The organism is Lysobacter sp. MMG2, from assembly GCF_016735495.2.
Taxonomy (GTDB): domain Bacteria; phylum Pseudomonadota; class Gammaproteobacteria; order Xanthomonadales; family Xanthomonadaceae; genus Lysobacter_J.
The window spans coordinates 1-15029 of sequence record NZ_JAERQY020000007.1; the positions used below are offsets into that span (position 1 = coordinate 1).

At 62.8% G+C, this 15029-nt stretch carries 16 protein-coding genes and 1 tRNA gene; 7 read left to right on the forward strand and 10 right to left on the reverse strand.

Annotated features, from left to right (window positions below; all coding sequences use genetic code 11):
* Positions 1–85: 85 nt before the first annotated feature.
* The 5 genes from JI752_RS18760 to chrA all read right to left on the reverse strand — a co-directional run bounded on the left by JI752_RS18760 (position 86) and on the right by chrA (position 6231).
* Entirely contained in the window at positions 86–1159 is a 1074-nt protein-coding gene (locus JI752_RS18760) for a hypothetical protein (RefSeq protein WP_216967161.1), read from the reverse strand.
* Between the two features lie 358 nt (positions 1160–1517).
* Positions 1518–1697 carry a DUF3606 domain-containing protein gene (locus JI752_RS18765; RefSeq protein WP_216967164.1) on the reverse strand — a complete coding sequence of 60 codons (180 nt, stop codon included), beginning with the start codon at positions 1695–1697 and terminating at the stop codon, positions 1518–1520.
* A 328-nt stretch (positions 1698–2025) separates the two neighbouring features.
* Positions 2026–3129: a HAMP domain-containing sensor histidine kinase gene (locus tag JI752_RS19565; RefSeq protein ID WP_216967167.1), complete on the reverse strand. Its 1104-nt coding sequence runs from the start codon at positions 3127–3129 to the stop codon at positions 2026–2028.
* A gap of 637 nt (positions 3130–3766) precedes the next feature.
* Entirely contained in the window at positions 3767–4795 is a 1029-nt protein-coding gene (locus JI752_RS18775; RefSeq protein WP_216967170.1) for a LuxR C-terminal-related transcriptional regulator, read from the reverse strand.
* A 227-nt stretch (positions 4796–5022) separates the two neighbouring features.
* The gene (gene chrA / locus JI752_RS18780) at positions 5023–6231 is read right to left on the reverse strand and encodes a chromate efflux transporter (protein ID WP_216967173.1); all 1209 of its coding nucleotides are present in this window, start codon (positions 6229–6231) and stop codon (positions 5023–5025) included.
* A 517-nt stretch (positions 6232–6748) separates the two neighbouring features.
* On the opposite strand from chrA, the gene JI752_RS18785 reads away from it, so the two are divergent.
* The 5 genes from JI752_RS18785 (at position 6749) to JI752_RS18805 (ending at position 11344) form a co-directional block, all read left to right on the forward strand.
* On the forward strand, positions 6749–7345 hold the full coding sequence (locus JI752_RS18785) for a hypothetical protein (protein WP_216967176.1): 597 nt from the start codon (positions 6749–6751) through the stop codon (positions 7343–7345).
* A gap of 81 nt (positions 7346–7426) precedes the next feature.
* A complete protein-coding gene (locus JI752_RS18790; protein WP_216967179.1) occupies positions 7427–8254 on the forward strand; it encodes a CpsB/CapC family capsule biosynthesis tyrosine phosphatase in 828 nt (275 codons plus the stop codon).
* A 78-nt stretch (positions 8255–8332) separates the two neighbouring features.
* Positions 8333–9019 (forward strand): polysaccharide biosynthesis/export family protein, encoded by a 687-nt coding sequence (locus JI752_RS18795; RefSeq protein ID WP_342315592.1) that lies wholly within the window; start codon positions 8333–8335, stop codon positions 9017–9019.
* Positions 9016–9930 (forward strand): Wzz/FepE/Etk N-terminal domain-containing protein, encoded by a 915-nt coding sequence (locus JI752_RS18800; RefSeq protein ID WP_216967182.1) that lies wholly within the window; start codon positions 9016–9018, stop codon positions 9928–9930. Before JI752_RS18795 ends, JI752_RS18800 begins: the two co-directional genes overlap by 4 nt.
* A 136-nt stretch (positions 9931–10066) precedes the next feature.
* The gene (locus tag JI752_RS18805; protein ID WP_216967185.1) at positions 10067–11344 is read left to right on the forward strand and encodes a nucleotide sugar dehydrogenase; all 1278 of its coding nucleotides are present in this window, start codon (positions 10067–10069) and stop codon (positions 11342–11344) included.
* A gap of 6 nt (positions 11345–11350) precedes the next feature.
* Here the strand turns inward: JI752_RS18805 and arsC are convergent, their stop codons facing one another.
* Together arsC and JI752_RS18815 are read right to left on the reverse strand one after the other, a co-directional pair.
* Positions 11351–11704 (reverse strand): arsenate reductase (glutaredoxin), encoded by a 354-nt coding sequence (gene arsC / locus JI752_RS18810; RefSeq protein ID WP_216967189.1) that lies wholly within the window; start codon positions 11702–11704, stop codon positions 11351–11353.
* Between the two features lie 59 nt (positions 11705–11763).
* Positions 11764–11838: transfer RNA gene (locus tag JI752_RS18815), tRNA-Val, on the reverse strand.
* A 178-nt stretch (positions 11839–12016) separates the two neighbouring features.
* Here JI752_RS18815 and JI752_RS18820 point away from each other — a divergent pair.
* Positions 12017–12628, forward strand: a complete 612-nt coding sequence (locus JI752_RS18820; RefSeq protein WP_342315587.1) for a response regulator transcription factor — start codon at positions 12017–12019, stop codon at positions 12626–12628.
* Positions 12629–12647: 19 nt separating this feature from the next.
* On the opposite strand, the gene JI752_RS18825 is transcribed toward JI752_RS18820, so the two are convergent.
* Entirely contained in the window at positions 12648–13502 is an 855-nt protein-coding gene (locus tag JI752_RS18825) for a hypothetical protein (RefSeq protein WP_216967194.1), read from the reverse strand.
* A 150-nt stretch (positions 13503–13652) separates the two neighbouring features.
* On the opposite strand from JI752_RS18825, the gene JI752_RS18830 reads away from it, so the two are divergent.
* Positions 13653–14027, forward strand: a complete 375-nt coding sequence (locus JI752_RS18830) for a hypothetical protein (RefSeq protein WP_216967197.1) — start codon at positions 13653–13655, stop codon at positions 14025–14027.
* A gap of 44 nt (positions 14028–14071) precedes the next feature.
* Here the strand turns inward: JI752_RS18830 and JI752_RS18835 are convergent, their stop codons facing one another.
* Together JI752_RS18835 and JI752_RS18840 are read right to left on the reverse strand one after the other, a co-directional pair.
* Positions 14072–14698, reverse strand: coding sequence for a TetR/AcrR family transcriptional regulator (locus JI752_RS18835; protein ID WP_216967200.1), 627 nt, complete (start codon positions 14696–14698; stop codon positions 14072–14074).
* A gap of 41 nt (positions 14699–14739) precedes the next feature.
* On the reverse strand, positions 14740–14997 hold the full coding sequence (locus JI752_RS18840) for an acyl-CoA-binding protein (RefSeq protein ID WP_216967203.1): 258 nt from the start codon (positions 14995–14997) through the stop codon (positions 14740–14742).
* Positions 14998–15029: the final 32 nt, after the last annotated feature.

The window sequence follows — 15029 nt, forward strand, 5'->3', positions numbered from 1 at the left end:
CACCGCTACAACCATCACCGCCCGCATCGTTCACTGGGCGGGCTTTCACCCGTCCACTACGCAATGGCACACTCGCCGAACACCTCTACTTTCGACTGACTCGAAAAAGCGAGGACGCTACAGTGCCCCACGTGTAGTTGTCGCCCGGGCTTTGCGACCCCAGATTCATGTTGGTTCCGGTGCGCCACGTATGTTCGCTGACGTTTCGGAACCATAGCACCAGGTTGTACCACTGCCCGGCCACCATCTGGCCGTACACCTGCCCACCGAGGTACTGCGAATACAATCCGTACTTGATCTGGTAACCGATGGGCAGGTATGCGTTGCGGAGCCCCGGCAGGTCACGCACGCCGGTCATCGCGGTATTGGCCCACAGGAACGGCATCAGCATGATGACGCGAGGGTCTGACATCGCCATCTGGTATGTCAGGAACGGATCATGCGGGTTTTCGTCAAGGTCGCCTCCGGTAGCGGCTTGCGGAACGACGATCGTGCGCTGCTCCGGGCGGAGCGCCGCGGTGAAGTTCGCGTGCGAAGTGGCGTAGCTGCTTGAGCAAAGCGCCACCACGGGCATGCAGCTCTTGTAGTCGTCCATGCCGACCCAGTCGAACAGCCGCATACCCTGGACGACGGGACCGTAGTCCTGGCTCACGATTCCGACTACGGGAAAGTTGGAGGTGGCCGGATTGGACTTGATCACGTTGACCGCATTGGCCAGGGCCGGATGCGGCGCGCCGTTGATGTCGACGAGGCCCTTCTTGTACTCCGGCTCGTCCACCGGATAAAACGCCACCACGGTGCTGGCTTCCGGATTGTTTGGAACCAGGTAGCCCCCCGCGATCAGCTTGTCCACCAGTTCGCCGAACTGTCTTGTCGCTTCAGGGTCCGTGCTGTGTGGCCCGTTCGCGGTGGCCGCCACGAACAAGTGCGAGGTCACCATGACGATCGCCTTGTTCCCATAGGATTTGGCCAAAGCCACTTCCGAGAGGATGGTCGGATCCCAGTCGAAGCCGTCTGGCCCGGTATAGACCACCGTGACGTTGGTGTGGTCCTGGTTTTCGGGCTGGTACGTGCCCGGCGGTGAGTTGTTGGCGAAGTAGCCAAAGTACTTGGGTATCGCCGATGCAGGCAGGCAGAAGAACACTGCGAACAGCAGCACTATGAGTCTGTAGCGCATGTAATGTCCCTATTGGTTTGACGTTGCGGCCAAAACTTCCTTGGTGATTCCAAGCGAGCGTCGCTTCACCTCCGATTTCCTTGGATGACTCTGCCGGCCACGAACCGCTCGCGCGCGACTATGCGCCGCCCACGCAAGCAGAGATCATTTGCGATTCCCCGAAGGCACACTGCCGACCAACGCGGCTAGGCGTCGGTCCAGTTCTTCGCGGGGCAGTTGCATCCACCATTCCCCAACGGTGATGTCGGCCGAGTTTTGCTCCGTTTTGCGGTGGACGCAATCCCCCGCTAGGGGCAGCGACGCCGGTAACCCCTCGTGTCGGACCCTGTTTGGGCCGCCGTTATCGGCTGCGGAGGTACTCGCGCACTTTGTCGGCCATTGTCCCGACCTCTCGGACAACGGCGCGCAGACGCTCCTCAGTGATCCCTAGCTTCTGGGTCCAGTACCGGAGCTCATGCTCTTGGTTGACGTTGATGCGGGAGCGGTCGGGCTCGCCGCTTTTCTGGCTGTCGTCGCTCATCGCCGTACGCCTCGGGCGGGGATTCCATCATAGGAGCCAAGGCGTGAAGGGATGGGCGGACGGCACGGAGGGAATGGGCCGAGACTGCCCCGCGAGTCGTGGTCGGCGTCCCGCCCAATGTCCGCTATCGGCCAAGAGCGGACGTTGGTCCGCCGCCCGTAGCGATGGACGAACGTCGCGAACGCGCCCGGGCGCGGCGGCAGATTGAAGAGCCAGCTCGTCCGCGTCGTGCTCCTGGATTCAGCGCAGTACCGACTCAATGGCAGCAATTGCCGCTATGGGCCGGTCCGGAAGCCGTCTCGAACCGCACATTGCGATGCGATTCCGATTACTGCTCCGCGTTCGCGGGCTCATCGCCCAGCGCATGCCGGGGAAGGTCGATGGTGAACACGCATCCGGTGCCAGGCACGTTACGTACGCTCAGCACACCCGAGTTGGCCTCGATGCTGCTGCGTGAGATGGACAGTCCCAGGCCCAAGCCAGTTCTGTCCTGGCCTGCCTGGGTGAAGGGCAGGAACATCTTCTCCGCATCACCCGAAGGCAGACCGCCACATTGGTCTTCTACATCGATGAGGATTCGATCAGCCACAGCATAGGCATTGACGCTGATCTCGCCGTGTGGGTGCGAGAATTTGAAGGCATTCTGCAGCAGGTTCCCGGCTGCCGAGAGCAGCAGGTCGCGATCCACATCGACGGCTAGCAAGGGATCCACGTCAGATACCTTCAGAGTGAACCCGCGCACATTGGCCTCCAGGGAGGCGGAAAGCTTGAGCTCCGCCAGGAAGTCGTGGACAGAGAACAGTCGGCTCTGAAGTGGCAGGCCAGCGGTCATCCTGACCTCGGCCAGGGAGCGATCGATCAGGTTGCCCAAATTGACCAGGGATCGCTCAAGTACGCCACCGGTCGCACCGGAGATGCCCACGCTCCCATTCCTGATCACAGAAAGTGCCAGCGTCGCCGTCGACAGCTGGTTACGCAGTTCGTGGGCGAGAAAGCCGAGCCGCGCATTCAGATCATGAGCGTGCTGGTCCGCGACCACGATATCGCGTTGATACCCGAACTCGGTGACTGCATTGGCGATCGCATTGTCCAGGCAGCGATTGAGAATCCGGAACTCGTCCACTTCGATCTGCACATCCAGGTCGAAGGCAAGATCGGTGATGGCTTGGCACAGGTCGCCGTAGTCGTGGACCACCTCCTCGACAGTGAAGCCGTGCTGCATCAATTCCTTGCCATGCTGGGCCGCGGTGTCGCCAATCTCTGACAGGGCCGGCTTGCCGCCGCCGGCACGGCCCGAAATGCGTCGACTTTGCAGCGGATCTGCGGTCCGCTCAAGTTCAAGCGTCCGGATCACCTGTTCGAGAAATACGGAGATGCCGTGTTCCAGCTCCGCACCTGACACGCCACGTACTGATCTCGCCTCGACCTTCACCCTGCATCGAGCGGCTAGTTCATCCCGATTAGCGATTAGGAAGCGATGCATCATCATTGCACCGTACGCTCTAACGCGTAGATGAAGTGTCTTACCCGCTACCGTCCGTCGGCAAGGTAACCGCAATTGCAACTGCGGCGGCCATCGACGGCTTGAAGAGCGACTATCGCCGCGTCTTGCGACGCCTCTCGGATGTCCGATTCAGCGACTTCAGGGCATGCGTTGCGACCGTCGTAGTTGGTCATCACGTGGCAAATTGGCCCATGTCTCGAAATGCGAAGATCGCTCAAGCTTGGGCTGACCTTGATCACCGCTGGTGGATCTCAGCGGCAATAGCGGTTGGCGGCGTTGCCATGTTCCCGGTGATAGCGACGCTCGCGCTCGATCCAAAACTCCAACAGGCACTTCTTGTGGGATGGGCGATCATCTGGATGCCGGGCCTCGTGTTCGCCTCGTTGCATCTCCGGTAATTGCGGGTATCGCTACTACGAAGCGCACACGATTTGGCAAAAGCCGTCACGCTGCGCTCGCTGCTAGGTGCTCAGGAACCGCTAACAGACGCGGACATGCACGTCCGCTACCGGCCATAAGCAGACATTCGCGATTCCAGCTCGAACACACGTCGCAATGGCACGTATCAATGACTGAACTTCTCTGGAATGGCTCCGCTCTCCGCTGACTGCCCAGGTTCCAGCTGAAGCACCGTCTGACGAAAGTTCCGCAGGAAATCCGCGCCCAACACCTGCTCAAGCCCATCGAGCGCTTCTAGGGCGGCTCCGACGTCAATCCGGCCTTCTTCGAGAATTGACTGCGCCGAAGGGGCGAGAGCACCTGCAAGCTGCTCTGCGGCGCAATCTTGAGCGACCGAATGGCTGCCGGCTGCTCTTGAAAGCAATGCATGCAGCTCGTGAATAGCAGCAGCCATGAGCCTCTTCTCGACGTCGATCTGATCTGCAGCGGAACGATGCATGCTGAACGACGAAGCACCTTGGGTCACGGCGCCCTTCCGGCGCCCAGTTCGCCTTCCGCAATGCCCGCTGTGCGGCGGTACGGGGACTGAATTGACCCCGGCCGCTATAGCGAACTGGACCAGCTCCGCAACAGAACGCATCTCCAGATTGCGCATCAGGCGTTGGCGGTGAACCTTCACCGTCTTTACCGCGATCCCAAGTGCATCTGCAATGTTCTTGTTGCGGTGGCCTTCAAGCAGAAAGGTGAGCACTTCGCGCTCACGGGCTTTCAGCTGTGCCAGTCTGCTTCTTGCGAGTTGGATTTCCCGTGCCTTCGCATCGCGCGCGATCGCATCCGTAATGGCCGCCGTAATCGTCTCCACGCACAGGGGCTTGAGGATCAGATCTGTCGTATCGCCTTTTGCCAGCGCTAACGCCTGCTCACCATCCACATGTTCTGCCACATAGACGATCTGAGGAGCGAGTCCCCGATCGTCTAGCGCCGCGCGTACCTCCTGATTGCACCTAGGCATGCCGAGGTCCAGAACCAGGCAGCCCGGGGCGTCATAGACATAGCTCGCCAGGAACTCGCTCGGACTTGCACTTGAGAAGACGCGGTATCCGGCCGCGCTCAGTTCGCGTCCCAATGCTTCTCGGATGCCCAAGTTGCCTTGCAGAAGGTAGACAGCCGGAACTTCCATGCTCGCGGTATGCATCGTGGGGGTCTCCGGGTGACCGGATGTCTAGCAGACGCAGCTATTGCGCGCGTTCCGAGCTGATGCTGTCTATTGGGCCTAGGGCCAATGTTCCCTTCCGCCCACGGCGGGAACACCGTGAGACACAGACTGGGGTGACGTGATCGCCTTCTCTAAGTCCGACCCCATGTCCGCTATCGGCCAAAAGCAGCCATTGACCAACAATGGACGGCGGACCTTTGGCTCGCCTATCTGACCAGACTCACCACGATGGACGCGGTTAGGCACCAGAGCACGATCCACAGCGCGGAAACCCGCATGGATGCCAACAGCGCAAACCCGATCACGGCAGTGGCGAAGTCAGCCGAGCCGTGCACACCCTCAGCCCAAACCGGGTCGTAGAAAGCCGCAATTAGCAGTCCTAGGACGGCGGCATTGACGCCGGCCATCGTGCTGGCAGCCCAAGGTCGCCGGACCAAGCGCGCCCAAATCGGCAGCGCCGCCAACAGCAACAGGAAGCCCGGCAAAAACAAGGCTAGCAAACCGATCGTCGCTCCCGCCGCAGCCGGCAAGCCCAAGGGCACTTCAGCGCCCAGGAAAGCTGCCAAGGAGAACATCGGCCCGGGCATCGCCTGTGCCGCACCGTAGCCGGCAAGGAATCGATCCGGGCCTACCCAGCCGGTGTCGACTACCGCTTGCTGCAGCAGTGGAAGCACGACATGGCCACCACCAAACACCAGTGCCCCGGCTTTGTAGAACGCGGCCGACAGACCGCCGGCCGTGGGTACATTCGTGGACGGCCAGATCAACGAGCCAGCCAAGCCGATCAGGAAAACGGTCAGAAACGCGGCTCCACCGCGATGGCCGTAGCGCACGGGGAAAGTCGCGGTTTCCGGTGCGGTCACATGCCGGCACAGCCACGTCCCAAGCATCCCGCCAAGTGCAATCGCGATGAGTTGCACCCAGGCGTTGGCGGTCAACACGATCAGGGCAACCGCGATCGCAGCAATGAGGGCACGCGGTGCATCCGGCGCCAGTTGTCGCACCATGCCAAGCAGGCCGTGCGCAACCACGACAACAGCAACCAGTTTCAGGCCATGCACGGCGGCTGCGCCAATGCCTTGCCCGAGGTATGGCGCTAAAGCAGCGAAGCCGAACATCAGCAGTGACGACGGCAGTGTGAATGCCACAAAGGCCGCCAGCGCTCCAGCCCAGCCGCCACGAAACAGACCGATCGCAAAGCCCATCTGACTGCTGGCCGGTCCTGGCAGAAACTGGCACACAGACAACAACTGCGCGAAGTGCGCTTCGTCCAGCCAACCGCGCCGCCTGACAAACTCCTCGCGAAAATAGGCCAGATGGGCGATGGGACCACCGAACGATGTCAGTCCCAAGCGGAGGAAGACGCGAAACACTTCGCTCGCGCTACCCGGTGACAGCGGTGCCTGCGGGGACATGTTGGAAACAGCGGCTCGGGTTGGCGGTTAACGTCGGGTAATGCTATCAGCGCGCCCGTGTGTGTGACCGGCCCAGCGCTCTGGCTTAATTCCCCATGGCGAACCGACCGCTATGGGTCGAAAGCGGACGTTAGCACTCTGACTCCTTCGCATACCTGGCCAAGGCGACGGACGTCGCTAGCCATCGGGACGTGGGGGCAGATTTGGGGGCATTAAGCAAAGGTGCTGCGGTAGTAGCTCATATTAATCAATCAGATATGTCATGAATGTGTTGCCGGGTCCGGGCACCATGGCGGTAGCGATCCTCCGTGACGCACGCTGCGCATGCGTGTTGGGTGCCTGCGAAGCCGGCGAATCAGACAATTCTCATTGGCCCGCAAAGCGCGACTCCCTACCATTCCTGCATCGCGGGCCATGACGTCTGCGCCACGCCGTGCGGGCTCCAGTGCGCGGCGGCCAAGTTCCAAGGAATGATCACGCGCGCCTCGACGGCGGCCGCCTCCGCCAAGCTCTCCCGATGCTCACGCTCCTTCGAACCAGGCGCCAACGCGCTGAACTGGAATCCGCTGCCCGCTACCTTGGCCCCATCCGCCGGATGGTCCGCACGGCGGCGCTGGTGGCGCCGCCGCGGCCCTGGCGTGCTGCCGGCGTCTTCGCTGTGCCTGCGCTCGAAGCGGTTGGGTTCGATCGGAACAGCGAATTGTTGCTCGTCGTCTCGGGCGAAGGTCGTGGAGTAATCGATTGCAGCACCGGCGAGAAGATCGCGCGCAAACACGGAACGCTTGAAGGTGAGCCGTCCGCGGGACCGCTGCAAGCCGTGGGCATCGGCCCGCTCGACGGACAGCTGATCGCTACCGCGGGGCGGCAAGGCGGGGGATTGATGCGGGTTACGCCCGATGGCTGGGCGTTGGAGATCGTCACGCTGGATTGGCCGAGGGCGGAAATACTGCTCGTGCCGCCACGCGCTTCGCTGTTCGCATGCCACGAAGATGCGGAAGCCAGCTTCAGTCGTATCGAGAGCCATCCGGAACTGCATGCCTGCGGGTTCTCGTTCTCGGGACGCAGTCTTGTAATCGCTGTCGGCGATGATCTTGCGATCTACTGCCGCGACTGACACGCCTTCGTACTTTTTCGCCTAACGCCTCCTGTGCGGCATCCGGTCACTAGACTGGGTTGAGTTTCACGGGATATCGCAATGTACGACTTGCACTGCCATCTGCTTCCGGCCATCGATGACGGCCCGGCCGATCTTGAAACAAGCCTGGAAATGGCCCGCATGGCGGTTGCCGATGGCATCACCACGGTCGCGTGCACGCCGCACATCTATCCGGGGGTGTACGAGAATACGGCGTACGGCATCCGTGCGGCGATACGCGCTTTCCAGTGCGAGTTGGATCAACGCGGAATCGCGTTGAGGCTGGTCGAAGGTGCTGATGTCCATCTCGCCCCCGACCTGATCGAAGGAATCCAGGCTGGACGCATCCCTACGATCGCCGGTTCGCGCTATCTGCTGCTGGAGCCGCCGCATCACGTCGCGCCGCCGCGCTTCGAAGAGACAGTGTTCGATCTGATGGTGGCAGGGCTGGTGCCCGTCATCACGCACCCGGAGCGTCTCAGCTGGATCGAAACGCATTTTGATCTGTTCGAGCGATTGGCCATGCGCGGCGCGTGGATGCAGATCACCGCCGGCGCGCTGACAGGTCGCTTCGGAAAGCGCGTGAAATACTGGAGTGAACGCTTCGTCGGCGATGGCATGTGCATGATCATCGCCACCGATGCACATCACCCGCGCCGCCGCCCCCCTTGCCTGATGGAGGCTCGCGAAGCCGCTGGCGCACTTGTTGGTGGCGAAGAGGCAACGAATCAGGTGGTGATCCGCCCACGTGGCATCGTCAACGACGTCCCGCCGAGTGATTTGCCTGCGGCTGCCCTGCGTACTTGCCCGCGCGACCAGCGCAATGCAAACGGCCCGATCCGCGCCAGTGTGTTTGGGCGGCTGTTAGGGCGCAAGACTGGGGTGTAAGCAAATGTCTAACTTGCATCGGAAGTGCGCGATGGTCGCGCATAATCCGGCGTTGCTCTTCTGCAGTATGGGTGCTGGGTGTTCCGCTGGATTCTCCGCGCAGGTCTCTTCGCCTGCATTTTGTTGTCATCTGCCTGTGTCAGTCACGCCGGGCGGGAGGAGCTGGATTCCCTGCCGGCAGCGGACTCGGTGGTCGATGCGCTCGGACGCAGTGAGTACCGAATAGGTCCCAGTGACTTGCTGACCGTGACGGTTTTCCAGGTCGATGATCTGAACCGCGAAGTGCGAGTCAATAACGCGGGACTGATCTCGCTTCCGCTCGTTGGTGCGGTGGACGTGGCGGGTCGCACGGTGGGCGAGATCGAGGAATTGCTTGCGGAGCGCTACAGCGAGCGTTATCTCCGTACACCGCAGGTCAGCGTCTTTGTCAAAGAGTTCTCCAGTCAGCGCGTAACCGTCAGCGGCGCGGTCAAGAAGCCGGGGATCTATCCAATGGCTTCGCGTCTGACGCTGGTGCAGTCGATTTCGCTTGCGGAAGGGCTCAGTGAAATTGGGAGCGAACGCAACGTTCTTGTCTTCCGAACCGTGGGCGGAGAACGCAAGTACGCGCGCTTCGATGTAAAGGCCATAAATCGCGGCGAGCAGCCGGACCCGGAGATCTACGGTGACGACGTCATCGTCGTCGATACATCGGCTGGGCGCCTTACCTTGAAGACGCTGGTCCAGTTGGCGCCCTTCGTCGCGGTCTGGAGGGCATACCAATGAACGCGCTAGTCGAAAATGCTCTGCCCGAGTCGGTGGATGGGGACGAGATCAACTTGCTCCAGTACGCGCAGATCCTGCGCCAACGCTGGAAATGGCTGGTGGGCGCTGCTAGTGCGACTCTCCTGATCTCAATTCTGTTCAGCCTGCTCGCGACACCGTCCTACCGTGCCTCGTCGACGCTGCAGATCGAACGCGACACGATCAAGGTCGTCGCATTCGAGGGGCTGGAGCCTACGGAATCGCCTCTCGATCGTGACTTCTACCAGACCCAGTACGAACTGCTGAAGAGCCGCTCGCTGGCGCATCGCGTCATCCAGGACCTGCGACTTGAGGATAATCCTGCCTACGCGAAAGATGTTGAAGTGGCGGATGAAGAATCATCCGATCGAAACGGAGGAAAGCCCCTTTCGCCGGGGCTTCGCAAGCAGGCGCTGGAACTGGCACTGATCGAGCCGGTGCTGGAATCGCTGACGATCGAACCGGTCCGAAACTCGCGTCTGGTTCGCGTGAACTTTGACTCTACCGACCCGGATCTCGCGGCGCGCATCACCAATGCCTACGCGGACGCGTTCATCGCGACCAACCTGGAACGGCGCTTCCAGGCGTCATCCTATGCCAAGAAGTACCTTGAGGAGCGCCTCGCGCAGTTGAAAGGAAAGCTCGAGGATTCGGAGAAACAGCTCGTCGCATTCTCCACCCGGGAACAAATCGTTTCCGTAGGGGATGACATCCTTCTGTTGGGATGTGGGCTGTGGTCGCTCGCATTGCCGCAGTTCATCGCATACCAGGACAAGCTTGCATACTTCGCGCTTCCAATAGCGTTGAGAGCAGCTTTGCTGGCGGTGTGTGCCCTCCGGCGCATGTACGACGGGCGCGATGTGGGCCCCGACTTCTTCGTGGGCATGCTCTGAGGCGCATTGGACCTGCTCCTAATCGTGATCCTTGATGAGCGCAGGTCAAGCGAATCCACAAGATGGCGCTGAGCCCCTCGTTTCCAGACGTGCTCGCTTACAATGGCGAAGTCGGTTTCAGAGCCATAGGACTGGTATGTCGCGTTTCAGCGCAATCTACATCGGCGTTGTGGGGCTCGGATATGTGGGGCTGCCCTTAGCCTTGGAGTTCGGGCGACTTCACCAAACTTTGGGATTTGATATTGATGCCAGTCGGGTCGAGGCACTCATATCGCGGATGGATGCTAATGGCGAGGCGTCGCCGGATGAAATCTGTTCAGCTACGCAGCTTCACCTGAGTGCTGATGCCTCATCGCTTGCCGATTGCAACGTGTTCGTCGTCACTGTCCCGACGCCGGTGGACGAGTACAAGCGCCCCGATTTCCGCAATCTCATTGAAGCCAGTTGCCTCATCGGCTCTGCGCTCAAGCTAGGCGACACGGTGATCTACGAGTCGACCGTCTATCCGGGCGCGACCGAAGAAATCTGCGTGCCCGAACTGGAGAGAGTGTCGGGCCTCGTGTTCAACCGGGACTTCTTCGTCGGCTACAGCCCCGAGCGCATTAATCCGGGCGACAAGCAGCGCAGGTTGGTCGACATTCCGAAGGTGACGTCCGGCTCGACGCCCGAGACCGCGGAGTTCGTCGACGCGCTCTACCGAAGCATCATCAAGGCCGGGACCCACAAGGCTTCGAGCATCCGGGTGGCCGAGGCCTCGAAGGTGATCGAGAACACCCAGCGCGACGCGAACATCGCGCTTGTGAACGAGTTCGCGCTGATCTTCCAGCGACTGGGCATCGACACGACCGAGGTGCTTGAGGCTGCGGGGACCAAGTGGAACTTCCTGCCGTTTCGTCCGGGCCTGGTGGGCGGGCACTGCATCGGGGTCGATCCCTACTACCTGATCCAGAAGGCGCAGGCTGCCGGCTATTACCCGGACATTCTCCTGGCCTGCCGGCGCATCAACGATGCGATGGGAGAACACGTCGCGACCGACGTCGTGAAGCTGATGATCCAGCGCGACATCGCCGTTGCCGGGGCGCGCATTCTGATCCTGGGGCTCACTTTCAAGGAAAACTGCGCGGATCTGCGCAACACGCGCGTGGTCGAGCTGGCGCAGAAGTTTAAGGAGTACCGCGCCGCTGTCGATATCCACGATCCGTGGGCGGATGCCGAGGAGGCGCGTGCGGCCTATGGCATCGAGCTAGTTGCGTCGCCCGAACAGGGTGCCTACGACGCGGTGATCCTCGCCGTGGCACATGACGAATTCCGTACGCTGGGGGTGCAGGGGGCTCGCGCGTTCGGCCGGCCGCATGCGCTGCTTTACGACATCAAGAGCCTGTACCCGCGCGACGGCGTGGACGCGCGGCTTTAAGCCGGTTCAGTCGAGCAGGGTGAGGACCTGTTCCGGCGGGCGCCCGATAACAGCGCGTCCGCCGTGCACGAAGATGGGGCGTTCGATGAGCCGCGGGTGGGTGCTCATGGCGTCGATCAGGGCGGCTTCCGACAAGGATTCTTCCGCCAGGCCCAACGTGGCGTACTCCTCTTCTCCCGTGCGCAGCAGGGCGCGTGCCGGCAGGCCGAGCGCGGCGAGCAGTTCGCGCAGTTCCGAAGCTGACGGCGGCGTGTCGAGGTAGGCGACGACCTCGGGCGTGATGCCGCGTTCGCGCAGCAGTTCCAGGGCGCCACGGGACTTGGAGCAACGGGGGTTGTGGTACAGGCGTGTTCCGTTCATGGAGTGTCTCCCGAGGCGGAAAAGCAAAAGGCCGGCTTTCGCCGGCCTTTGCCTGAAACTGGTGGGCGGTACAAGTTTCGAACTTGTGACCCCTGCCGTGTGAAAGCAGTGCTCTACCGCTGAGCTAACCGCCCGTAAGGGCTGCGCAGTATAGCGCAAAGGGCCCCATGCTTGGCAACACCCCGCGTTTACCGGGGCCAGGGCACCGGGGAACGCAGCCGATCGTCGTGCCGGCCCCAACAATCAGAAAATTCCTGTTCCGTGAGGCTGCCGGGCTCAGCGAAACTTCAGTCCATGATACGAACTCTCCTTGTGGACGACCACGCGATTGTCCGGGAAGGCTTCAAACGCCTCTTCCACAACTCCGCACGCTACGAAGTCGTGGCCGAAGCCGGCGATGCGGCGCGGGCGCTCGAAATCCTGCGTTCGCGCCCCATCGACGTGGCCGTCATCGACCTGAGCTTGTCGACGGCCGACGGCGGCCTAGTTCTGTTGCGCGCGCTCTCCAAGCACATGCCGCATATCAAGCGGGTGGTGGTGAGCATGCACGACGACCCCGGTGTGGTGCTGCGCTCCCTTGACGAGGGCGCGCAGGGCTACGTGACCAAGAGCGTGGCGATTTCGGAACTGGTGAGCATCCTGGACCGCGTCATGCGAGGCGAGGTCGCACTCAGCAGCGACGTCAGCCAGGCGATCGAGCGACCGCGCGACTTCGGGCTCACGCAGCGCGAACTGGAAACGCTGCGCGGCCTGCTTTCGGAGCTTCCTCCGAAGGCGATTGCTGCGGACCTGGGCATCAGCGTGAAGACGCTCTATCGCCACCGCACCAGCCTCATGGAGAAGCTGGGCGCACGCACGCTGCCGGCCCTCGCGCGCGCGGCGCGGGAGCGGGGTTACCTGGGGATGCTGCACCCGGAGCTGTAGCCTCCGGCGGTCACCCGGCTTACTCCAGTTGCGATGCCGCGTAAGCGGCGTCCAGCGCCTCCATGGCGTCGATGGGCTTCAGTTTCGATGCCTTCTCGTACTCGCTGGCTGCGGCGTCTTCCTTCTTGTCGCCGTGCAGAAGCATCAGCACGTTGCCGTGCTCGATGTGGGCGATGGGCGAGTCCGGCGTCAGCTTCAGCGCCGACGCGATGTGTTTTTCAGCCTCGGCCGCCTTAGCCCCATAGGTCAGTCCGCCGATCATGGCGCCGACTTTGCCGATGATCTCGGCGTGATACAGCGCCATGGCCGTGTGCGCTTCGGCGTGCTTGGGGGCGAGTTCGAGCGCCGCGTCGAGGGCGTTGCGGACCTTTCCGGCGATGCCCGCCTTGAGGGCCTTTGCGATGCTCAAACCCTGGCTATAGCGGCCCAGGGCGAAGGCGTAGCGGTAATGGCTGTTGGCCTCGTCAGGCAGTGCCTTGATCGCCGCCTCGGCCAGCTTCGCTGCCTGCTCGAAACGCTTGAGTCGCTCGGCGTCGTCATCCACCAGATAGGTCGCGTGGATGCCCAGCGCCTTGACCGCCACCGAGGCGCCGACAACGCCCAGCGCCTGGCCGGCGTCGTGGGCCACTTTGAAATCGCCCCGGTGGAAAGCGCGCCAGGCCTCCTGCAATTGCAGGGCCAGGGCCTCGGCGTCCAGCCCCTTGGGCGCGGCCTTGCCGGCGTCGTTCAGCAGCGCGGCGGCGCGCTTGGCGTCGGGGTAGGGCTCTGCATCGCCGGCGTGCAACTTCGGCCAGGCCTTCTTCAGCGTTTCGCCGGTGTAGGCGAAGCCCGAAGAATCGTGGGGAAACGCGGCCCAGCTGGATTTGGCGGCCATCGGCAGTCCTCGTGAGGGTCGAGGGCGCAGCATCCCGCTTGCGGGCCGAGGCTGGCAAGAGCCGCGTAAGACGCGGCGCTAGTGTGTTTGCTCGATCCCGCGCCGGGACAGTGAGCCCGAGGCCGGGCCGTCCGGCCACGGAGGAATCCCATGGCAGCCCGTCGAACCTCATCCCGCGCGTCCAGCCAGACCACCCTGCGCCATGTATGGCTGGCGGGGCTCGGCGTCGTCGCGATCTCGCGTCGCGAGATCCTGGCGGCACCCTCGCGCCTCGCCGCACGCGCCGGCGCGTGGCAAGGGGCGGCCCTGCGGCTGGCCGAGGACGCGCGCAGCCGCGTTCGCGAGGTACAGCCGCAAGTCGTGCGTCTCGGTGCGGACCTGGAGGCCCGCCTGGCGCCGGTGCTTGAGAAATTTGGACTGAAGAAGGCCCGCCGCACGGCGCGCAAGGCGACCCGTCCGGCGCATCGGCCCCAGGGGCGGCGTACCACCCGCAAGACCGCCAAGCGCGCCACGCGCCGGAAGTGAAGGGCTGAAGCGGGCCCGGGGGCTTCTCCCGGGCCGTGCCGCGGCTAGTCGATATAGGCCCGCGTCAGCGTATTGAGGTGCACGCGTTCCGCATCGCGCAGGAACGGCGCCAGCAGCATCATCACCTGCACGATGCCGTCGCGTATCGCGGCGTGCTCGTCCTTGTCGCCGCGTGCGGCCGCGTAGTTCAGCCAGAACGTGGCGATGACCAGCACGTTGGTCGCCGTGGCGGCCAGTTCGTCCTTGGAAGCGCGCATGATCCCGGCGTGCACCAAGCCCTGCATCACCGTGTGCGCCTGCTCGTCGGCCCGGCGCAGGATGCGTGCGAAACGCAGGCGCAAACGCCGGTTGCGGCTGAGGATCTCCACCAGGTCGCGATGCAGGAAGCGGTAATCCCAGATGCATTCGAACACCAGGTGCAACTGCAGCCAGATGTCCTCCAGCCCGGGCAGGCGACCCTGCGGCGCGGCGAGCGCGGCGTCCATGCGCTCCTCGAAGCGCGCGAACAGCTGCTCGATGATGTCGTCCTTGTTGCGGAAGTGGTAGTACAGGTTGCCCGGGCTGATCTCCAGCTCGTCGGCGATATGGTTGGTGGTGACGTTGGGCTCGCCGAGCGCATTGAACATCGTCAATGCGCTGTCGAGGATGCGCTGGCGGGTCTGCTTCGCCATCGGGTCGGGTCGTGGGGCGGGAAGGGAAGGGCGGCGCGCGGTCAGGCGTGCAGCTTCTTCACGAGGTCGACGTACTTCTGCTTGGCCTCGTCGCTGCACGTGCCCTTGAGCTTGGCCCAGGCCTCGTACTTCGCGGTGCCGACGAAATCGAAGAAGCCCGGCTTGGGCCCGCTGATGTCGCCCTCCGAGCCCTGTTTGTAGAGCGCGTACAGGCGCAACAGCGTGTCGTTGTCGGGACGTTCCGGCAGCGACTGGACATCCTTGGCGGCTTGTTCGAAGGCAGTCTGCAGATCGGTCATGGCGGCGCCCTCCCGGCGGCCAGGATGGTGGC